General features: G+C 69.2%; 18 protein-coding genes and 1 tRNA gene. 4 read left to right on the top strand and 15 right to left on the bottom strand.

The features are described 5' to 3' along the window. Nucleotides 1–38: 38 nt before the first annotated feature. Genes HYU53_14595 through HYU53_14585 form a run of 3 tightly spaced genes read right to left on the bottom strand, consistent with a single transcriptional unit; the run spans nt 39 to nt 5054 of the window. A complete protein-coding gene (locus HYU53_14595) occupies nt 39–2210 on the bottom strand; it encodes a sulfatase-like hydrolase/transferase (protein MBI2222421.1) in 2172 nt (723 codons plus the stop codon). Further along, on the bottom strand, nt 2207–4378 hold the full coding sequence (locus tag HYU53_14590) for a sulfatase-like hydrolase/transferase (GenBank protein ID MBI2222420.1): 2172 nt from the start codon (nt 4376–4378) through the stop codon (nt 2207–2209). The genes HYU53_14595 and HYU53_14590 overlap by 4 nt, the downstream gene beginning before the upstream one ends. Before the next feature lie 46 nt (nt 4379–4424). After that, entirely contained in the window at nt 4425–5054 is a 630-nt protein-coding gene (locus HYU53_14585) for a carboxypeptidase regulatory-like domain-containing protein (GenBank protein ID MBI2222419.1), read from the bottom strand. Between the two features lie 27 nt (nt 5055–5081). Here HYU53_14585 and HYU53_14580 point away from each other — a divergent pair, with 27 nt between their 5' ends. Beyond that, nucleotides 5082–7496 carry a DUF1343 domain-containing protein gene (locus HYU53_14580; protein MBI2222418.1) on the top strand — a complete coding sequence of 805 codons (2415 nt, stop codon included), beginning with the start codon at nt 5082–5084 and terminating at the stop codon, nt 7494–7496. Between the two features lie 66 nt (nt 7497–7562). Here the strand turns inward: HYU53_14580 and HYU53_14575 are convergent, their stop codons facing one another. The 6 genes from HYU53_14575 to HYU53_14550 all read right to left on the bottom strand — a co-directional run bounded on the left by HYU53_14575 (nt 7563) and on the right by HYU53_14550 (nt 13291). Then, the gene (locus HYU53_14575) at nt 7563–8771 is read right to left on the bottom strand and encodes a GGDEF domain-containing protein (protein ID MBI2222417.1); all 1209 of its coding nucleotides are present in this window, start codon (nt 8769–8771) and stop codon (nt 7563–7565) included. Nucleotides 8772–8842: 71 nt separating this feature from the next. Continuing rightward, nucleotides 8843–9253, bottom strand: coding sequence for a DUF420 domain-containing protein (locus tag HYU53_14570; GenBank protein ID MBI2222416.1), 411 nt, complete (start codon nt 9251–9253; stop codon nt 8843–8845). Next, nucleotides 9250–10173 (bottom strand): protoheme IX farnesyltransferase, encoded by a 924-nt coding sequence (gene cyoE / locus HYU53_14565; GenBank protein MBI2222415.1) that lies wholly within the window; start codon nt 10171–10173, stop codon nt 9250–9252. Before cyoE ends, HYU53_14570 begins: the two co-directional genes overlap by 4 nt. After that, nucleotides 10173–11117 (bottom strand): heme A synthase, encoded by a 945-nt coding sequence (locus HYU53_14560; GenBank protein ID MBI2222414.1) that lies wholly within the window; start codon nt 11115–11117, stop codon nt 10173–10175. Before HYU53_14560 ends, cyoE begins: the two co-directional genes overlap by 1 nt. 5 nt (nt 11118–11122) lie before the next feature. Next, nucleotides 11123–11887, bottom strand: coding sequence for a hypothetical protein (locus HYU53_14555; GenBank protein MBI2222413.1), 765 nt, complete (start codon nt 11885–11887; stop codon nt 11123–11125). 24 nt (nt 11888–11911) lie between these two features. Further along, a complete protein-coding gene (locus HYU53_14550) occupies nt 11912–13291 on the bottom strand; it encodes a M23 family metallopeptidase (protein ID MBI2222412.1) in 1380 nt (459 codons plus the stop codon). Nucleotides 13292–13372: 81 nt separating this feature from the next. Between HYU53_14550 and HYU53_14545 the strand changes: the two genes are divergently transcribed. Both HYU53_14545 and HYU53_14540 read left to right on the top strand, forming a co-directional pair. Further along, nucleotides 13373–13447 (top strand) — tRNA-Glu (locus HYU53_14545). A gap of 180 nt (nt 13448–13627) precedes the next feature. After that, nucleotides 13628–14827 (top strand): ImmA/IrrE family metallo-endopeptidase, encoded by a 1200-nt coding sequence (locus HYU53_14540; GenBank protein ID MBI2222411.1) that lies wholly within the window; start codon nt 13628–13630, stop codon nt 14825–14827. 52 nt (nt 14828–14879) lie between these two features. Here HYU53_14540 and HYU53_14535 read toward each other — a convergent pair whose 3' ends face one another. After that, nucleotides 14880–15023, bottom strand: a complete 144-nt coding sequence (locus tag HYU53_14535) for a hypothetical protein (GenBank protein MBI2222410.1) — start codon at nt 15021–15023, stop codon at nt 14880–14882. Between the two features lie 273 nt (nt 15024–15296). Between HYU53_14535 and HYU53_14530 the strand changes: the two genes are divergently transcribed. Next, nucleotides 15297–16733 carry a mechanosensitive ion channel gene (locus HYU53_14530; GenBank protein MBI2222409.1) on the top strand — a complete coding sequence of 479 codons (1437 nt, stop codon included), beginning with the start codon at nt 15297–15299 and terminating at the stop codon, nt 16731–16733. Here the strand turns inward: HYU53_14530 and HYU53_14525 are convergent. From HYU53_14525 to HYU53_14505, 5 genes are all read right to left on the bottom strand, one after another. Beyond that, complete coding sequence (locus tag HYU53_14525) at nt 16730–17440, bottom strand: hypothetical protein (GenBank protein ID MBI2222408.1); 711 nt, start codon at nt 17438–17440, stop codon at nt 16730–16732. The two genes, HYU53_14530 and HYU53_14525, sit on opposite strands and share 4 nt — an antisense overlap. 86 nt (nt 17441–17526) lie before the next feature. Beyond that, nucleotides 17527–18042, bottom strand: a complete 516-nt coding sequence (locus HYU53_14520; protein MBI2222407.1) for a hypothetical protein — start codon at nt 18040–18042, stop codon at nt 17527–17529. Nucleotides 18043–18044: 2 nt separating this feature from the next. Then, nucleotides 18045–19217, bottom strand: a complete 1173-nt coding sequence (locus tag HYU53_14515) for a hypothetical protein (GenBank protein ID MBI2222406.1) — start codon at nt 19215–19217, stop codon at nt 18045–18047. 7 nt (nt 19218–19224) lie between these two features. Next, a complete protein-coding gene (locus HYU53_14510) occupies nt 19225–20202 on the bottom strand; it encodes an ornithine cyclodeaminase family protein (GenBank protein ID MBI2222405.1) in 978 nt (325 codons plus the stop codon). Next, the gene (locus tag HYU53_14505; protein MBI2222404.1) at nt 20193–21140 is read right to left on the bottom strand and encodes a histone deacetylase; all 948 of its coding nucleotides are present in this window, start codon (nt 21138–21140) and stop codon (nt 20193–20195) included. The genes HYU53_14510 and HYU53_14505 overlap by 10 nt, the downstream gene beginning before the upstream one ends. Nucleotides 21141–21150: the final 10 nt, after the last annotated feature.

Below are 21150 nucleotides of genomic sequence, written 5' to 3'. Positions count from 1 at the left end.
ATCCCCCTGAGGCTGCGGAGCGCGCTGGAATTCCTATCTTACCTCGGGAGGCGGCCGGCCTCGGCGCGCACTTCGGCCGCGCGCGCCGGCTCTCCGAACATCGTCCAGAGCTGTGCGGCCACGTCGTAGCCCTCGGGCGTCGGGGCGTGGCGGATGAGGTCCGCGATGGCACGGGCGGCATCCGCGTCGCGCCGCTGCGCTTTGTAGAGCATCGCGAGGCCGGCTCTCGCGCGCACGTGACCCGACAGGAGGTCCAGCTCGGCCAAGAAGAACCGCTCGGCCTCGTCGTATCGCTCGAGGCGTGCGAGGGAATCGCCGATGTAGTAGTGGACATCGGGCATCTGGACGGTGCGATCTGCGAGTGCCTCCTTCGCCGCCATGAGCTGACCGAGCGCCGCGGCAAAGCGGCCCTCCCGGTGCAGCAGCAGCCCTTCGGCGAACGCCGTCATCGGCAGGCCCGGGTCCGCAGCCTGCGCGAGCTTCGCGTGGCGCCGTGCCTCGGCGGGGTCGCCGCGCTCGATCGCGATCCGGGCGAGCAGTTCGTGCGCCCCGGCGGGCGCGACGTCCAGCGCCAGCTCCGCGTGCGCGCGCGCCTCGTCCAGGCGTCCCAGCCGCAGGAGTCCCGCGGCTGCGCCGGTGAGGCCGGCGGGGTCCTTCGGGCTTCGCTTGAGCACCTCGCGATAGGCGGCGACTGCATCCACGACCAGTCCGCGACGCCCGTAAACTTCGGCAAGCTGGAGCCAGACGTCGGTCAGCTCAGGGTCTTCGCGCAGCAGCTCGCGGTACAGCGCCGACGCGTCCGCGAACCTGCGCGCGCCGGCCAGATCCGTCGCGCGCCTGTACTTCTGCAGCACCGCGACCTTGTCCTTGGGGTCCGGGAGTCGATCGGCCGGAAGCAGCAGTGGGGCGCCGGTCTGCGTTCCGACGTAGCCGAGCGCGGCAAGCCGGCGGCGATCCTCGTCGGACACCGCGGAGGGACGCCCGACCGCCGCGGCCCCGATCAGCCCGTCGAGCGCGCGGCGCATCGCGCTGACGACCTGGGGGCGATCGCCGGCGATGGAATGCCGCTCGGCCGGATCCTGCGCGATGTCGTACAGCTCGTCACGCGGCGCGCGGATCAGACGGTAGCGGCCGTCGGTGAGCGCGTACAGCTCGCTCCAGCCGAAGTGGTAGCGCGGCGAGAGGGATTCCGCATACAGGCTCGTCTCGGCGATTGCGCCCGTGCCGTCGAGGATCGGCACGAGCGACCGGCCCGGCAACGCGTCGCGGGGTTGCGACCCGGCCGCGCCCGCACTGCCCAGATCGAGGAGCGTCGGCGCGAGATCGATCTGCTGCACGGGTGTCGAAAGGCGGCGGCCCGCGCCGCGCGATGCGGGCAGCTTCACAATCAGGGGCACTTGTATCGTCTCGCGATACAGGAAGATCCCGTGCTCGTCCTCGCCGTGATCGCCGAGCCCCTCGCCGTGATCCGAGACCAGGACGATCGTCGCGCGGTCGTACAGGCGCTTGGCACGCAGATCGTCCAGGAGACGGCCGACAATCGCGTCGGAGTATTCGATCTCGCCGTCATAGGGGTCGGCGGCGGCAAACCGCTGCGGCGGCGAGTACGGCCTGTGCGGTTCGTAGATGTGAACGAAGAGAAAGAACTTCGGCGATGCCCGGCCGTCGATCCAGCGGATCGCCGCGGCCACCGTGTCCCCGCCCGAACGCTGCACCTGGCCGAGCGGCTTGTCGGCCGACGCAGGCGGCAGGCGGTCGTCGTACACGTCGAAGCCGGCGCCGATGCCGGTCTGGCGGCGCAGCACGTAAGCCGAGACGAACCCGCCCGTCTCGAAGCCCGTTTCGTGAAGGGCGTGCTGCAGCATGCGCTCGTCTTTCGCGACGGAAAACCCGATGTTGTCGCGGACGCCATGCGCGAACGGGAGCCGTCCGGACAGGATCGATGTGTGGGCCGGCAGCGTCTGCGGCGACTGCGAGTAGGCCCGTTCGAAGAGCGCGCCGTCGGCGGCGAGCCGGTCGATGTTGGGCGTCCGGATGCGCGTGTAGCCGTAGGCGGGCAGACGGTCGGCCCGCAGGGTGTCGATCGAGATCAGGACGATGGGTCCGTCGGCGCGGACAGTGCCGGCAGCCTGATGCCGCCACCAGACGAGCAGCGCCGCGGTCACGATCGCGGCGGCGCCCAGCCACGCGGCGAGTCTCCGCCCGGTCACCACGTGCCTGTCCGTCCCTCGGCGAGCAGCCGGCGGATTCGCGCGATGTCGGGGCCGTAGAAGGCCGGCGGCGCGGTTCGGACGAACATCTCGAGGTACGGGCGCGCCTCCGCCGCGCGCCCGGCGTTCACAAGCTCCGTGGACAGATTGTAGAGCGCGTCGAAGTTTCTCGGGTCGAGATCGACCGCGCGACGCCAGTGCGCGATCGCCTCGTCGCGCCGCCCCGACTTGATGGCGACCACGCCGAGACCCGCGCGCGCGCGCGAGGACCGCGGGTCGTTCCCGGCCGCGCGCCCGAACGCGGCGCGCGCGGCGGCCAGATCGCCGCGATCGAGGTGCACGATGCCCGCGTTCTCGAGCGCGAACGCATTGCGGGGGTCCAACTCCAGGATACGTTCGAACGTGCGCAGCGCCTCCACGTTTCGCCCGGCGCGCGCGTACGCGATGCCGAGCGCGTTGAGCGCTTCGGCATTGCCCGGTTCGGCGGCCGTGGCGCGGCCGAGCAGGACGAGCGCCTCCTGTATCGCGCCGGTTTCCGCCAGGTAACTGCCGAGCCTGATCTCCGTTTCCACACGCGGCCCGAGCTTCGCGATGGCCGAGCGCAGCGTCGCGATCGCATCGCGCGTGGCGCCGCTCTCCCACTGGATGTAGGCGAGCCGGCGATAGGCCAGCTCCATGTCCTGGCGGCGCGCGATGACGCGCCGGTAGGCGCCGATGGCTTCCGCGCTCCGCCCCGCGCGCTGCAGCTCGATTCCCTCGATCATCAGACGATCGACATCGATCAGCCGCTTCGGGTCGTCCTCTTCTGTGTAGCGCGGCTTGCGCGGCGCTGAGCCGGAGAGATAGCCGAGCGACTGCAGCCGCGCGCGCACCTCGGCGGTCTCCGCCGACTGCTCGCCAGGAAGCGACGCGCCGAATGCCGACAGCCGGGACGCCAGCGCGCGGACGCGCTCGCCCGCGGAGGCGGCGAGATTGCGCTCCTCGTGCGGGTCGGCGCCGAGGTCGTACAGTTCCTCGACGGGAAGGTCGAGGTACTTCTCGCGGCCCGCGATCACGCCGCGCAGCGGCGCCCACCCGCGCTTGAGCGTCGCGGTCATCGCCTCGAAGTACGTGTGGCGCGGCTCGCGCTCGCCAGGCACGGCGGCGAGAAGCGTACGGCCGGGCAGGTCGCCCGGCACGCCGATGCCAATGAGGTCGGCAATCGTCGGCAGGATGTCGATGTGGCGCACGGGGACGTCGCTCGTCGCACCGCGTCCGCCGGATTCGCCGAGCACCTGCGCGACGAGCAGCGGCACGCGCAACGTCGTCTCGTACGCGAACACGCCGTGCGTGGGCTCCCCGTGAGCGCCGAGCCCTTCGCCGTGGTCGCCGGTGACGATCACGGTCGTGGGGCGGTCGCTCGCACGCGCGAGATCCAGCAGCGGCCCGAGCGCCCCATCGACGTACGCCACCTCGCCGGCATAGCGGTTGCCCGCGTACTCCGTTTCGAACGGCGGCGGCGGCGCATACGGCGAGTGCGGATCGAAGAGGTGGACCCACGCGAGCCACGGCTTGCGTTGCTGCCCGATCCACGTGGTGGCGGCCGATACAACTTCGCCGGCGGGCCGCTCGCTGAACGCGAAGTCGTCGGGCGCCACTTCGCGGCCGGACAGGTCGTCGTACGTGTCAAACCCCTGCGCGAGCCCGAACTGCCGATCGAGGGGGAAGGCGCCGACGAACGCCCCGGTGGCGAAGCCCTTCGCCCGCGCCGCCTCCGCGAGCGTCTCCGCCGAATCGGCGAGGCGGAAGCCGGCGTTGTCGCGGACACCGTGCTCGAACGGGTAGCGGCCCGTCAGGATGCTCGCGTGAGAGGGAAGCGTTACGACCGCGTGCGCGTGCGCGAAGGTAAAGCGCACCCCCTCGCGGGCCAGGCGATCGAGGTTCGGCGTGCGGGCGCGACCTCCATAGCTGCCGAGCGCATCGCCGCGCAGCGTATCGATCGTGATGAGCAGCACGTTCTGGTCGGCCGTCCTGACAACGGGCGGGAACGTGGACCGCGGGCGCGACACGAACCACGATGCGAACGCCGCCACGAGGACGACCGCCGCGAACGCGATCCAGCGCCGGCGCGACCGTCGGCCGGCTGCGCCACGTGTGCCCACCGTCTTGGCGGGGGAAGGGCGGCCCATGCGGATGGAACCAGTATGTCACGCTCCTGAACGGCGCTGGATCGTGTTATGGCCTATTGAGCCGTGCGAGCGCCTCGCGGGAGCGGATGCTCGTGGGGTCCGTCCTCAGCGCGGCCTCGTAAGCGGCGATGGCCGAACGCCGATCGCCTGTGACTTCGTACAAATAGCCCAATTGCAGGTTCACGCTCGTCAGTGCCGGCGTGGATCGCGCGATCCGCCCGTACGCGGCAATCGCCGCCTCGATCCGGCCCGCGGCCACGAGCGACGCGGCCTCATCCAGCTCTGTCTGCAGCCGTGCCGCGTCCGCGTTGGCGAGCAAGGGCGGCGGCGCAGGCTCGAGCGAACGCACAAGCTTGAGGTCCAGGGCGGGATTCCGCGGCCCGGAGACAACCGGCAGATCGAAGGTGACGGTCTCGAAGCCGGCCGCTCGGATCGTGACTTTGTAAATGGCCCGGCGCAGTCCAAGGATGCTGAACCGGCCTTTGTCGTCAGTGGCGGCGCTGAACGAGCGCGGGAAATACACGTCGTTGGCCGCGACGACCGTGGCCCCTTTCAACGGCCGTCCCCTCTCGTCGCGGATCGTCCCGGCGACGCGGCCGGTTCCAAGCTGCCCGAACGCAGCCGCGGGCAAGGCCACCAGCGCCGTCACGGCTGCCAGGGTCCTCAAGCGTCGCATGGGCCCAAAGTATAATCGCGCCGCACCATGCGAACGCTGACATTCGCCCTCATTTTCTGTTTCTGCGTCACCGCCAACGCCTTGGCTCAGCCGCGGCCCTCCGACGCCGGTTCCGCCACCGCCGCCGCCGGTTTCGACCCGGCGCGCCTCAGCCGCGTCGAGGAACACATCACGGCGGCCATCGCCGCGAAGAAAACACCCGGGGCCGTGCTGCTCGTCGGCCGCGGCCACCGCGTCATCTACCAGAAGGCGTTCGGCCACCGCGCCCTCAGCCCGGCAGCCGAGCCGATGACGGCCGACACGATCTTCGACCTCGCGTCGCTCACCAAGGTCGTCGCGACGACCACCAGCGTGATGCAGCTCGTGGAGCAGGGCAAGGTCCGGCTGAGCGACCGCGTCGCCACGTTCATCCCGGAGTTTGGGAAGTACGGCAAGGCCGGCATCACCGTCCTGCACCTGATGACGCACGTCTCGGGGCTGCGGCCGGACGTCGACGTGTCGCATGACTGGAAGGGGTACGGCACCGCGATCGCGCTTGCGGCCGAAGAGGTGCCGGCCTCGCGGCCCGGCGAGCGGTTCGTGTACAGCGACATCAACTATTTCCTCCTCGGGGAGATCGTCCACCGCGTCAGCGGCGAGCCGCTCGACGCCTACGCGAAGAAGCACATCTTCGAGCCGCTCGGCATGCGCGAGACCGGCTTCAATCCGCCGGAGCGACTTCGCGCGCGCATCGCGCCCACCGAGCTCTGCACGGCGTACGGCTGGCCGTGCGAAGGCGCGGACCGATCGATGCTGCGCGGCATCGTCCACGATCCGACCGCGCGACGGATGGACGGCGTCGCCGGCCACGCCGGCCTGTTCAGCACGGCGGCCGACCTGGCGATCTTCTGCCGCATGCTGCTCGCGGGCGGCAGCTTCAACGGCCGGCGGGTCCTCGCACCGCTGACGGTGGCCCGGATGACCAGCCCCTCGACGCCGCCCGGCGAGCGGAACGTGCGCGGACTCGGCTGGGACATGGACAGCGCGTTCTCGAGCAACCGAGGCGAGCTGCTGCCGCCCGGATCCTTCGGCCACACGGGATTCACCGGAACGTCGCTCTGGATCGATCCCACGACCGGCGTGTTCATCGTGTTTCTGTCCAACCGGGTGCACCCGTACGGAAAGGGGGATGTCACGCCGCTGCGCGCGCGCATCGCCACAACGGTGGCGGCGGCGCTGGTCGACCGGACGGCGCTCGGCACGCGCACGGTGCATCCCTGGACGGTGAACACGAACGCGGTCGCGGGGAGCGCTCCGCCGCGCCCCTCGTGGTCGCCGGTACAGACCGGCCTGGACGCATCTCGCGCCGACGCCTTCTCGGCGTTGCGAGGACGGCGTGTCGCGCTCGTCACGAACCACACGGGCATCGCGCGCGACCGCCAGTCCACGATCGATCTCCTCAACGACGCGAAAGACGTGAAGCTGGTTGCGCTCTTCTCGCCCGAGCATGGCATCCGCGGAATCCTCGACGAGTCGGTCCCCTCCTCGCGCGACGAGAAGACGGGCCTGCCGATTCACTCGCTCTACGGCAATACGCGCCGGCCGACCGACGCCATGCTCCGCGACGTGGACGCGCTCATCGTCGACCTGCAGGACATCGGCGCGCGCTTCTACACGTACATGACGACGATGGCGTACGTGATGGAAGAGGCGGCGAGACGCAAGATGCCGGTGTATGTCGTCGACCGGCCGAATCCCATCAACGGCGTGCAGATCGAAGGGCCGATGCTCGACAAGGCAGCGCTCGGCTTTACCGGCTACATGTCGATGCCGATCCGGCACGGCCTGACCATGGGCGAGCTGGCGCAGCTGTTCAACGGCGAAAACAAGATCGGGGCGGACCTGACGGTGCTGGCGATGAAGAACTGGCGGCGCGATGACTGGTTCGACGCGACCGGTCTCCCGTGGGTGAATCCCTCGCCGAACATGCGGAACCTCCTCCAGGCGACGCTGTATCCCGGCATCGGCGCGATCGAAGGCACCAACATCTCGGTGGGGCGTGGCACCGACACGCCGTTCGAGCAGATTGGCGCGCCGTGGATCGACGGCGTGCGGCTCGCCGAGGCGCTGAACGGCCGCGAGCTGCCGGGGATCCGGTTCTACCCGGTGGCGTTCACGCCTTCGGCGAGCACGTATGCGAACGAGCCGTGCCAGGGCGTCTTCATGGTGGTCACCGATCGCCAGGCGCTGCGCCCGGTGCGCGTGGGCCTGGAGATTGCCGCAGCGATCTACCGGCTGCACGGCGCGAAGTACGACATCGACACCGCGCTGCGGCTGTTCGGCTCGAAGGAGGCGCTCGAAGGGATCAAGGCCGGCGAGGATCCCGCGCGGATCGTGGCATCCTGGGCGGCAGGGGAAGCGCGGTGGCGACAGCTGCGTGCGAAGTACCTGCTGTACCACTGAGCGGAAAAGGGGGACAGTCACACTTCCGGTTCCGACCGGGTCGGAAGTGTGACTGTCCCCCTTGGATCACGCCCGCGCCCGGCGGTGTGCGCGCGTCTTGTCCTGGTACATCCGATCGTCCGCTTCCTTCACGACGGCGAGCACGTCGCTGCTGCCCGCGCGCAGTTCGGCGCTGCCGATGCTCAGCCCGAATCCGCTCGGGAACCGCTCGCCCTCAATGGCGGCGGCGAATGCGCGCTGCAGATCGAGACCTTTGCGTGCGGCTTCGAGCTCGCCGCACGTGAGCAGCAGGAGAAACTCGTCGCCGCCCCACCGGAACAGGTAATCAGCCTCGCGCACGTTCCTCCGCAGGAACTCGGCGACCAGCTGCAGCGCCGCGTCGCCCGCCTCGTGCCCGAGCGTATCGTTCACCGCCTTGAATCGGTCGACGTCCGCGAACAGCACGGACAACGGCGTGCCGTAGCGGTGACGGCGCTGAATCTCCCGCCCGATGATTTCGTGAAAGAACCGGCGGTTGTAACAGCCGGTCAGCGGATCCGTGATGACGAGCTGCTCCAGGTCGCGGTGCGCCGCTTCGAGGCGGCGGTTCGTCTGGCGCAGCTCCCACGTGATGTCCTCGAAGACGAGGACGTGCATGCCGAGCGCCGCGACGATCGCCACGAGCGCGGCGGGGATCAGCGCCGCCAGCGCCCGCACGTCCCACGTCGCCACGTTCCGCGACGCGTCCCATGCCATCCACCCGTGCAGCGCGGCCAGCAGCAGGAACGCGACACCAGTCGCGGCCGCGCCGACGAGCCGCGTCCGCAGCGTCAGCAGCATGTAGGCGAGCGCCGCAGTGGCATACATCGCCCCGGTCAGGAAGTAACCCGGCGAGAGAACCGATGTGATGCCGAGCGCGATCGGCGAGAGCGTGAACCACAGGACGAGCGGCAGGACGTACCAGAGATCGCGGATGCTGAACCGCGGTCTCTGCCGGAAGCTGTCGGCGCTCAGCACGAACACCAGCGCGGCGGCGAGGTTCAACAGTTGCGCCAGGCCGACGATGGCGCGACCGGCCGCGAGCGAAGGCCATTCACGCGCGAGCAGCGCGAGCGAGAGAGCGATGAGTCCCCACGCACACGACCACTGGAGAATGTAGGTGCGGCGCCGGTAGACGAACAGTCCGGCGAGCAGCGTGGCGAGGAGGAGTGCCGCAACCGCCGCGGCCCCGCGCGGATTGATCGTGAGCGCAATGGGGACCGGGGCGCGGTCGAACAGGCTGACGGCCGTCTGCATGCGGCCTCTCGGGGGAGTACCTACATGATACCCGACGCGGGAGTCGGGAGACAGAAGTCAGGGTTCAGGGGTCAGTGATACAGCATCGCATACACGATGACGCCCGTTAGGGAAACGTAGATCCAGACAGGCAGCGTCCAGCGGGCGATCGCCACGTGGCGGTCGAAACGCCCGTGGAGCGCGCGCCAGAGCGTCACAATCGCGAGGGGCGGGACCACGGCGGCAAGCACGGTGTGCGTGAACAGAATCGTCAGATAGATTGTGCGAAAGGTACCAGTACCCGGATACCGTCGCGAACCCACCTGCGCGTGATAGGTCAGGTAGGAAACCAGGAACAGTATCGAGACGACGAACGCCGCCAGCATGCAGCGACGGTGCGCCTGGATGTGGCCGCGCCGGATGGACAGGTAACCGCAAATGAGCAGCGTGGCCGCAATCGCGTTCAGGATCGCATTGAGCGTCGGGAGGGCGTTGATCGTCACGCCTTGTTGGCCAGCATGAACGCCCAGAGAATCGGCAGGTAGACGATCGATCCGAAGAACAGCCACCGCGCGGCGGCCGTCGAGCGCGTCGCGGCGAACCAAACCGACAGCCCGAGGAACCCGGCGCTCAGGACGAACGCGGCCCCGAAATACACCGGGCCGGCGAGGTCGAACGCGGCCGGCGCCAGGCTGACGGGCAGCAACGCCGCCGCGTACGCCACCGCCTGCCGTCCGGTGCTGCGGCCGTCCGGCTCGATCACGGGCAGCATCGGGAAGCCGGCGCGTTCGTAATCGGCGCGGTACAGCCAGGCGATCGCCAGGAAGTGCGGCAGCTGCCACAGGAACCCGATGGCGAACAGCACCCACGATACCGGCTCGAGCGATCCGCGCACGGCCGTCCAGCCGATGATGGGCGGCAGCGCCCCGGGGATCGCGCCGACGACGGTGGAGAACGGAGACCGGCGCTTCAGGGGCGTGTAGACGGCGACGTAGGCGACCAGCGTCACGAGCGCCACCGCCGCCGCGAGCAGGTTCGCCCCGAGCCCGAGCTGCAGCAATCCCGCCGCGGAGAGCACGATCGCGAACCACAAGGCGTCGCCCGCCTGCATGCGCCCGTCAGGGAGCGGGCGCACCTGCGTGCGCCGCATCAGGCCATCGGTCACGCGCTCGTAGTACTGGTTGAAGGCGGCCGACCCTCCGGCGACGAGCGCGGTGCCCACGATCGTGTGGAAGAGCAGCGAGAACTCCCGCCCGCCGCCGCCCGCCATGTAGTAGCCGCCGAGCGCCGTCGCCACCGCGAGCGCGTTGAGCCGCGGTTTGGTCAGCTGCAGGAAATCGGAGGTGCGCGTCCGAACGGCGGGGCCGATGCGCGTGCCGCCACGGGTCCCCTGCACGAGCGATCCGGCGGAGACCGGCGTCATCACGCGGCGACCTCTGCCCGCCGCGCCCCGTCGCCTGCGGCGGCGGCGCTGCCGAACAGACCGCGGTGTGCCCGCAACGCGACGATGAGGGCGGTCGCGAGGACGAGCGCACCGGTCATCACGTGCAGCGAGTTGACGTACATGTCGCGCGCGGTCCAGATCACGTACGCGCCAAGCGTGACCTGCGCCGTCACGAGCAGCACGAGGATCGTCGCCGGCCGCGTGAGCCAGGGGTTGCCCGCATGGTGCGTGCGGATGCGCACGACGAGCCACGCGATCATCCCGCTGGCGGCGACGGCGCCCATGCGATGCGCGAAGTGGACCGCGATCTTTCCATCCCACTGCGGCGGCAGCAGCCCGCCAAACGCGAGCGGGAAGTCCGGAATGGCGAGCCCCGAGCCCGTGTGCCGCATGGCCGCGCCGAGCAGGATCTGCACGTACACGACCGCCACCGTCCACGCGCCCAGCCGCCGCAGCATCCGGTCATCATCGACCCGGCGGTCGTCCATCCACCCCCTGGACGTGAAGACGGAGATCGCGATCATCATGCAGAAGAAAATCTGCGCGAGCCCCGCGTGGCCGATCGAGATCGCATCCGGCAGCAGGTAGAGCACCGTCAGCCCTCCCAGCACCCCCTGGACGATCACCACTCCGAGAGCGGCGACGCCGAACCACCGCAGCCACCCTCGGCCATCGCGCCACCAGAGCCACGCCGCGAGGACGATCGTGAAGAACCCCACCGCGGTCGCGACGAGACGGTGCCCGTGCTCGAAGACGATCCCGCCGACCATCAGGTGCAGCGGGAACGTGAACATGTTGTACCCGTAGCTGGTGGGCCAGTCAGGAACGCTCAACCCGGACCCCGTGCTCGTCACCATCGCACCCGCGAGGATGAGGAACAGCGTGGCGGCGGAGAGCACGCGCGTGAAGACGCGGAATGCCATGGGTGTTATGAAGCCTTGAAGGTGAACGTGAGCTCTTTCGATTCCGATTCGCCCAGGGTCACGGTCGTCGAGCGCGTGCCGAGCTTCTCGTGCCACGCCTCGATGGTGTAGGTGCCCGCGGGAAGATCCTCGAGCGCAAACGTTCCCGCCTTGCCGCTGACGGCGAAGTACGGGTGATCGACGACGCCCACGTACGCGATCATCCACGGGTGGATGTCGCACGTGAAGGGCACCATGACTTCCCGCGCGCTGAACCTGTGCGTGTGGACCATACCCTGGATCGGCTGCGCGGTATTGACCGGCCGGTTGACTTTCGCCGCGGCGTGCACGTTGTGCGGCGCGGGATCGCTGTTCAGCACGTTGAGCGGCTGGCCGACACGCACGCCAAGCACGCGCGGCGTGTAGACACAGCCATCCTGATCGAGCTGGACGGGTTCCGACGGGATGTCGAACGAGTACCCCGACAGGCCATCCTTGACGTACACGAACGCGTTCTCCAGGCCGCCATCGCGGACGACGATCGATTCGTCGCGGCGATGTTCGCCGGCCGGGCACTTTGAGTCGGTCATCTTCAACTCGGACGCGGCCGGCGGCGTGCCCTCGAAGACGATGCGGCCCGCGACGGATCCGGCTTTGGCGGCGTCCACGCGCTTGCCGGCCGGCGCGCCTTCAGGCGGCTTCGGCGCGGCGGACTCAAACGGGCTCGACCCACCGCAGGCGGCGATGCCCACAGATGCGAGCAGCGGCAGCGCGAGGCACAGGCGGCTCATGGCAACCCTTAGAAATATCACAGGTCACGGTGCCGCCGCGGCGTCGCGCAGCTTGCGCAGCACGCGGTCTTCGAGCCAGTGCGGATCCCAGAACTCAACAGGGCTCACCATGCGCCCGTGCACGAGCATCGCGAAGTGCAGGTGGTCGCCGCCCGCAAGGCCGGTCGTCCCGCTGCGGCCGATCGCCTGCCCCGTTTCCACCGTCTGGCCCACCGACGCCTCGAACGACGAGAGGTGCGCGTAAAGCGACTGCAGACCGAGGCCGTGATCGATGACGACCGTGTTCCCGTAGATGCCCACGTAATCGGCGAAGATCACCGTGCCCCTGTTCGACGCCACGATAGGCGCACTTGCCGTCGTCGCCAGGTCGAAGCCGAGGTGCACCTGCTGGTCGACCTCGCGTCCCTGGGACAAGTACGTCCGGTGGTCGGCGAAGGCCGATTCGACCTTCGAGTTCGCGAGCTGCCTGAACTCGCCCGTGAAGAGGGGGGCCTGCGACGTTTTCGAGGCGAGCCCGGCGATCTGCTGCGCGTTCTTGCGGCGCAGCTCACCGTTCAGCACGAGGAACTGCTCCAGCACGGAGCCCTCGGCCTTCACCTCCGGCGTGTGCTCGAGGATCGCCGGGACGACCCGGTTGAGGAACTCGTCGTTCAGCTCGATGCGGCTGCGGCGGAACGCCTTGGGAAACGGACGATAGTCGAAATCGGCGCGCGCGGCGTTGCCGGCTTCGTCGCGTGCGAAGAGTGAAATCGGCGTGTTCAGATCCTGGTCGTGCAGCAGCGCGAAGAAGGCAATCTTGAGAGAGGGATCCGGCAGCTGCACGCCGGCGAGGGACGCGGCGGCCGCCGCGCTGAAGCCGGGGTATTCGATATCTCCCACCTTGACCCCCGAGACCACGTCGGACGGAGTGGCGCGATACACCACGAACTCGGCGCCGCCGTGGTTGATGAAGTGATGCGTCGAGGCCACCGACACGCGGGGCGGCTCGAACCGGACGCGGACATCGCGCGTGGCCCTGCTTTCGAGCGTGCGCACGCCGTACAGCGCGGGGCGGGCCGCAACGACCGTTATCGTGGCGTCGCCTGCCTGCAGCTCGGGCAGGCTGCGTTTGCCGAGCGCGCGCGTGATGCGCAGGCGGTTCGCGCCGTCCTGCTTCACCTGGAGACCGGCCGCGTCGATCGAGGTCGCCAGCAGTACGCGGCCTCCTGTCTGTTCGATGTACGCCTCGAAGCGATTGAGCGTCCCGCCGGGCGCCTCCACCGTCACGTCGAGCGTTCCGGTCTGCCCGACGAACGTCGCCGGCTGGTGGATGAGGATCGCGGGGCCGCCGCCGCGGCCCGAGTACACCCACGCCCCCGCCAGCCCAAGGAGAAGAGCAAGCACGATCGAAAGCAGGATCCGCATCCGCCAATGATGCCACGATGCCGCACGCGCTTGACCCCGTTTGAAGGCGGTTGCTACAATTAGAGGTTCTTGCAGTCCTGTGCCGGTATCGTCTAGGGGTCAGGACACGTGGTTCTCAGCCACGGGACCGGGGTTCGAATCCCCGTACCGGTACCAACCTTCGCGCCTTCGGCCGAATGGTTGGCACGCCAACTTCCCAGCCCGAGATCTTTCCGTTACTTCTAAGAGTGTTCTGCGAGTGGTCAGGGCTGTCGGCGAAGCTCTGCCCCGTCGGATCGTCCAGCCACTGCCGGCAGTGTTCAACGGCGAACACCTCGTAGGGGTAGACTGGTCGCAATGTCGGTTGCCATTCCAGCCGAAGTGAACCCGACCCTCCTCGTGTGGGCACGGGAGCAGAGCGGCTACCCGGCCGAGACCGTCGCGAAGCGCCTGGGTGTAAAGCTCGATCGCCTCGAAGCCTGGGAGCGCGGTGACCGCAGGCCCACCGTGCGCCAGACTCAGGAGCTGGCCCGCTACTACCATCGGCCGTTCGGTGTGTTCTTCCTTCCGCAGCCTCCGTCGGTTCCGCCGTTGGCGGCGGAGTACCGTCGGCTACCTGGCGTGCGTCCCGGCGTCGAGTCGCCCGAGTTCAGGCTGGCCCTCCGCCTGATGTTGCAGCGCAGAGAACTGGCCCTGCAGTTGAACGACGAGCTGGGAATTGCGGTTCCCGAGTTCCGAACCGTCGCTCGCCTCTCCGAAGGCCCGGCAACAGTCGGGCAGCGTCTTCGCGAAGCGTTGGGCGTTGCCATCGAGCAGCAGCTGGCCTGGTGGGACGAGTGGCAGGCGTGGCGAGGGTGGCGTGCGGCCGTCGAACAGACTGGCGTGCTGGTGTTTCAGTTTCCGAAGGTGCCGCTGGAGCAGACGCGCGGCGTCTCGGTCCTCGACTTCCCCTTGCCGGCGGTCGGCATCAACAGTAAAGAGAGTGCGCCGGGGGCACGCATTTACTCTCTCCTCCACGAGCTCGTTCACATTGTCCTGGCGCTCGGCAAAGAGGAAGCAGTTGCCTTGCGCGAGCCTCGCAGCGACACCCAGTGGATGGAGATCGAACGTTTCGCCGAGGAGGCAGCCAGTGAGGCCCTCATTCCGCAGCGCGCTCTCGAGGCGCAGCTCAGGGGCATCGCGGTGGGGCGTGACGGCTGGGACGTTGCGAGGGTGCGGGCGCTGGCGGCCAGGTTCCGCGTGACGCCGCTCGCGATGGCGACAAGGCTACGCAGCGCCGGAGCCATGAGTTGGGACGGCTACCGTCAATGGCGGTTGGACTGGAACGAGTACGTGTCTTCGCTCAAGCCGCGGAGGGGCGGCATCGCGTCTCCCGTTGACAAGACGCTTGGGCGCGCCGGACGCCCGTTCATCCAGCTCGTGCTCGAAGCGCTCGACGCCAACCGGATCACCGCGGTCGATGCGAGCCGATACCTCGATCTCAGGTTCGACCACATCGAGAAGCTGCGCGACGAGCTGACGAGTGGTGCCGCGGGGTCGTCCGGTGTGGATGCTTGAGCGGTTCTGCAAACGGACCTTGGAGGAGGTCCAAGCCATTCTGCGGGAGGGTTCACCAACTCACCACGAGCGGTACCTCGGTGTCTTCCGCCTCTTGCGAGAACGGGACGATGAGCTCGCGGATGCCTTCAACAATCCGCGACGCAGCCGCATGATAGGCCAGCTCGTTGTGATCTGCAACCTCGGTCTTCTTCACTCTGACGAGATGGGACGCTTCACGGAGGGCACTCGCGCCGCGATCGAGTCGCTCGCGAGGGAGTTTAGAAGTTAGCGATTGGGCAGAGCCGGACGCACCGGCAAGTGCTACTCTCTTGCAAGGCAGAGGCAGGATGCGCTGGACAGGCGCTGGAATATGCATCGAGAAGCTCAATTTCTCTGTCCCGGAATCGGACTCGGTGCACGTGGCCGTCGAGACCGCGCCCGCTTGAAGGACTGCTGAAGCTTTGCGCGCGAAGCGGGCCCGCATCACATGACCCATTCCCTTCACCTCGCGCTCGGCGCGGCGGTGCTGGTCGTCTCACTCGCTGGCCGTGCCGCGAGCGCGAACAGCTACGTCCGCCGCCGGCTCTCGCTCTCCGCGTTTCTCGCGCTCGTCTACGTGGCGGGCAACGCCGTGCTGTGGCTCGTCGCGCTGGCGCCCGAGGCGGACGCGCGCATCCGCTCGTGGGAGCAGCTCGCCCTCACGCTGGCCGCACTGAACGCGCTCGTCGTCATCGCGATTAATCCGCTGCGCGAGAACCGGATGCCGGACCGCTTTCCCGGCATCATGCAGGACACGATCCTCGTCGGGCTGTTCATGCTGATTGCGACCTTCGTGTTCCGGGAGAAGATCGCGACGGCATCAGCCGTTGGCGCGGTCGTCATCGGTTTCGCGCTGCAGGACACGCTCGGCAACGCGTTCGCGGGGCTGGCGATCCAGATGGAAAAGCCGTTCCGCGTGGGGCACTGGATCACGGTGGGGGGCTTCGAGGGGCGGGTCGCCGAAATCACGTGGCGCGCGACGAAGCTGCGCACGAAGACCGGGAACTTCGTCATCGTCCCCAACAACATCATCTCGAAGGAAGCGATCACCAACTACTCGGAGCCGGCCTCGCCCACCCGCCTGCAGGTCGAGGTGGGCGCGAGCTACCTCGCGCCGCCCGCCGAGGTGAAAGCCGCGCTCCAGGAGGCGCTCGCCAACTGCCGCCGCGTGCTGAAGGCGCCGGCGCCGGACGTCGTCCTCGTGGATTTCGCGTCATCGGCGGTCACGTACCGCGTGCGGTTCTGGGTCGATGATTTCGAAAAGGACGAGGTCACGCGCGACGAGGTGCGCACCGCGATCTATTACGCGCTTCACCGTCATGGGATCGAGATCCCGTGGCCGATCCAGGTGGAGTACTCACGGCAGGAGCCGCCCGCGGATCCGCCGGAGCGCCTGGTGGAGCGCGCGCGCATTCTCGGCACGGCCGGCATCTTCGCCTCGCTGTCCCCCCGGGAGCACGAGCGGCTGGCCGCCGCGTCGCGCGAGCGGTTGTTCGGCCACGGCGACGCCATCGTCCGGCAAGGGGACGCGGGTTCGTCGCTGTTCGTGGTGTCGTCTGGAAAAGCCGTGGTGACGGTGGAGCCGGGGGGCGAAGTCGCGACGCTCGGACCCGGCGACTACTTCGGCGAGATGTCGCTGCTCACCGGCGAGCCTCGCACGGCCACGGTGTCGGCGCGCGGCGACTGCCGCGTGTTCGAGATCGACGCGGAGATGTTCCGCCAGGTGGCATCAGCAGACCCGGCCGTGCTCGAGCGAGTCGGCCGGGCCGCGATGGAGCGGCGGACGGAGCTGCACACGGTGCGTGACAGCGCCGCCGCCGCGAGCGCGCCGCAGGTGGAAGCGACTTTCCTCCTGCGCATGAAGCGCTTCCTCAGGCTGTCCTAGTACCGCGCCTGGCGGTAGCCCTGGTCGTATCCCTGCCGGAACGCCTCGCGATACTCGTTCTTCCACTGCTCGCGAGAGCCGTACCGCCGGTCGTAGTGCCGATCGCCCTCGCGATACCAGCGCTCGCGTGCCGGATCGTACCGGTCGCGATCGCGCGCCGCCTCGCGGCCGCGCTCGTACCCTTCGCGGTACCCGTACTCTGCGGCAGGCGAGCGATAGCCATACCCACCGCGCGGATACGCGCCGCCAGGGTAACGGGTCTCCGGGTCGCGCGCATCAGGGTAGCGGCCGCCGGGCGGGTACGTCCCGTAGCCGCCGCCGCGTCCGTACGCGTCGTAGCGCGCAAACGCTTCACGATAGCCGCGCTCGTACCCGCGACGGAACTCGTGGCGATATTCCTCGCGGCTGCCGTAGCGCCGATGCCATCCCTTGTCGGCGTGCTGGTAGTCGCGGTCGTGCTCCAGCCCCCAGCCACGGCCGCGCCGGGCGTCCCTGGCGCCGTGCTCGAGCCCCTCGCGATACCCGACGTCGAAGGCCGGGGAAGCCACGCGCCCGTAGCCGTACCCCCCACGCGGGCCGTGCTGCGCGTACGCGCAGGCCGTGAACGCCGGCGCGATCGTCACAATCACCGCAAGCGAAACGATCTTCATCCGTCCGGTCATCGTCTTGTTCTCCAGCGGGCGCACCTGGCATCGCTCCCGGCGCATTCCGCGAGTCTGCAAAAGAGGCGCCTACCGCAAGATGTTGGCTTGGAGGGAGTTAAATGCGATCCACCGCCCTCCGGGGGCGACAGCTACTGGGTCCAAACGAGGACACGGTCGCCGTCGCGGCCGCGCTGATCGATGAGGAGCGAGGGTCCGAGCGACTCGATGTCGTCGACGGTGATGCGCAGACCCGCGCGCCGCAGGCCGGCCGTTTCGGAGAAGACCTCGATCGGACCTCTCTTGAGGCGCAGGAGCCAGAAAGGAATCGCGATCTGGATGACTTTTTCCTCGTCGGCATCCCAGGCGAGGACGTGCAGCGCCTCGACCGGGATGCGCGCGCCCCCCTTTTGCTCGCGTTCCTCGCGCGCTTCGCGCAGGTGCGATCGCAGGATGTCACCGTCGTGGTCCAGCTCGATGAGCGGCCTGACGTTCCTGAAGCGCGCGCGGGTCTCGTCGAAGAGCGACTCGGCCCGCGCCGGCGTGGCGGAGCCGACCTGGACCTGGCGCGTCACGAAATACACGCCGGCCCCCGCCATGGCGATGATGCCGATGACGAACAGCGCGGCGACGATGATGACGGCCCAGGCCCAGCGGGGGAGCGACATACCTACTTACGGTTCAGCAGCGCGCGCGCTTCGGCGACGCACAACGGATCGCGATCGGCTTCGCAGAGCGCGATGGCTTCACGATAGCGCGCGCTGGCGGTGCGGCGATCGCCGCGGAGATCGGCGATGCGGCCCGCCTCCGACGTCGCGCGGCCGCGAATCCAGCCCGGAACGCCCGGTGCGAGCGCGAGGCGCAGGTCCGCGGCCGCCTCGTTCAGCCGCTGCAGGCGAACGCGCGCGGCGCCGCGCTTATAGTGCCACATCGCTGCTTCGCCGCCCGCTTTCGGCCGCGTGTCACCCTCGAACCGCCCGATGCCTTCCGACAGCACCCTCTCGGCGTCCGCGGCGCGGCCTGCCCGCAGCGCGGTCGCCCCATGCTCCAGCGCTAATAGCCGGTTACGAGGGAATTGCCCCTGCAGTTCGCCTATGACACGCAGCGCCTCGTCGAAGCGCCGCTCCCGGTTGTAGACGAGAATCAGCGCGAAGCGCGCCTCCGTTTGTGAATCGGCGTTGTAGGCCGCGGCGCGCTCCAGCAGCTCGATCCCGCGCACCTTGCCGCCCCCGAACCCCGCGAGGTACGCCATCCAGCGCATCGGAAGCGACATCGTTGCGACGATGTATCGATAGCTACCGAGGACCAGTGCGGCGTCGTGGCGGCGCGGGTCGAGGCTGAGGACCTTTTCATGCGCGTCAAAGGCGCCGCGCGCCGCCAGAAAGCCCGCGCGCAGCCGCCCTTCAACCGACGCGGTGTACGACGCGCGCAGTCCGAGGGCGGCGCCGAGATCGTAATGCGCCTGCGCGGACCTCGGCGCGCGCGCGATCCACGCGCGCGCCAGCATGAGGGCGCGATCGCAATGCCGGTCGAACCGCCGGTCCAGCGCCGGCGGCGGGGGTGTGACGTCCACGCGCGGCCTGGCGACGCTGCCCAGATAGTGATCGACCGTGATCGCGCCGCGTTGATACAGGATGTTCAGCCACGTGATCGTCGCGATCGCCCGATGCGTCCCCCCATCGTCTGGTGCGAGCGCGAGCGCCCGCTCGAGCGCCGCCTGCGCGGCGTCGTGATCGAGGTTGTAGGCGAGATCGAACGCCTCGCGCCGCAGGTCTGCGGGCGACTGCGCGGCCGCATGCGCCGGCGCGAACGCGATGACCACCGTCGCCAGCGCGGCGGCCACACCCGGTCTACAGCACCAACCCACGGCCGAGCCCCACCTCCGCCGCCCTCCGGTACACCAGATCGGCGGCGGCCACGTCTTCGATCGCCATGCCCAGCGACTCGAAGATCGTGACGTCGCGACCGCTCTCACGGCCGGCGATGCGTCCCGCGAACAGCTCGCCCAGCTCGCCGATGATGCGATCGGCCGAGTACCGCCCCTCCTCGATCGGGATAAGGAGGTCGCCGCTTTCGGCCAGCGCGCCGCGGCGGGAGTCCACGTAGACGCGCGCGCGCGAGACGAGCTCCGTGTCCAGCTCGCGCATGTCGGGGCGGCACGCGCCCACGGCGCAGATGTGGGCGCCGTCGCGCACCCAGGCGCTCTCCAGCACCGGCTCGGCCGACGAGGTCGCGGTGATGATCAGGTCCGCGCCGTCCACTGCCGCCTGAGGAGACCCCGCGGCGACGACCCGCCCCGCGAAGCCGCCGTGCTCGTCCGCGAAGCGATCGCGGTGCGCCGCGGTGGGGCTCCACACCCGCACTTCGCGGAGCGGCCGCACGAGCGCGAGCGCCTCCAGGTGGCTGTGCGCCTGCACCCCCGTGCCGAGGATCGCCAGCACGCCCGCATCGGCGCGCGCCAACGCGCGGGTGGCGGCCGCCGACACGGCCGCCGTTCGTGCCTCGGTGATGAAGCGCCCATCGAGCACCGCGAGCAGCTCGCCCGTTGCGGGATCGATCAGCAGGATCGTCGCGAGGTGTGTCGGCAGCCCCTTGCCGGCATTTCCTGGCGCCACGGTCACGAGCTTGGCGCCGAGCGCGGGAGGATGCGCCTGGAACGCCGGCATCAGCCCGAAAAACGCGATGTCGGCTCCCACGCGCAGCACGGTGCGGAGCGGCTGTTCCACCTGGTCGCTGGAGAAGGCGAGCAGCGAGCGCTCCATGGTGTCGATCAGGTCCGGCATGCGGAGCAGCTGGCGGACGTCGGACTCCCCGAGGACTACGGCCATTTCGTTATCTTCCCCGATCCATTCACCCCGCGGCGTTTCGCCATCGCCAAGGCCCGCTGCGCCTCGCGGACGGTGTTCGCATGGATCGAGGCGATCGCGTCGACGTCGGGGGCGTAGCCCCCCGCCATGCACACCGACACGGGAATGCGTCGCGACACGGCGGTGCCGAACACGAGCCGGTCACGCTCGGCGAGGCCCGTGATCGTCAGCTTCAAGCGCCCCAGCCGATCGTGCTCGTACGGATCCGCGCCCGCGACGTAGAACAACACGTCGGGACGGTGCGCCACGACCGCCTCGAGCGCCTCCCCGAGACGCCGGAGGTATTCGTCATCGCGCGTGCCGTCCTCGAACACGATATCGAGGTCGCTGCGCTGCTTCGTGAAGGGAAAGTTGTTGGCCCCGTGCAGGGAACAGGTGAAGACCTCCGGCGCATCTCGGAAAATGAGGGCGGTGCCGTCCCCCTGGTGCACGTCGGTGTCGAGCACGGCCACGCGCGAGGCACGCCCTTCCTCGAGCAGCACGCGCGCGGCGACCGCGACGTCGTTGAACACGCAGTAACCGGCCCCGCCGTCGGCGAAGGCATGATGGGTGCCGCCCGCAAGGTTGGCGGCCGCGCCGTCCATGATCGCCGCGTGCGAGGCTTCGATCGAGGCCCCCACGGAGCGGCGCGCGCGCTCCACCATCGCGGGAGACCACGGGAACCCGATCCGGCGCTGCGCCTCGGGCGACAGCGTGCCGGACGCGACGGCCGACAGATACTCCGCCGTGTGCACGAATGCCAGTTCGTCCCAACGGGCGGCGCGCGGCACGACCAGGTCCTCGGGCCGGAGGATCCCCTCGACCACGATCCGCTCGTGCAGGCGCGCGTACTTCGCCATCGGGAAGGAGTGCGCGGCCGGCAGCGGCAGCACGAAGTTGTCGCAGTAGAACGCCTTCACGCGGGGTTAG

It is taken from the genome of Acidobacteriota bacterium, from assembly GCA_016184105.1.
In the GTDB taxonomy this organism is placed as follows: Bacteria; Acidobacteriota; Vicinamibacteria; order Vicinamibacterales; family 2-12-FULL-66-21; genus JACPDI01.
This window is presented reverse-complemented; position numbering and strand designations above follow the sequence as displayed.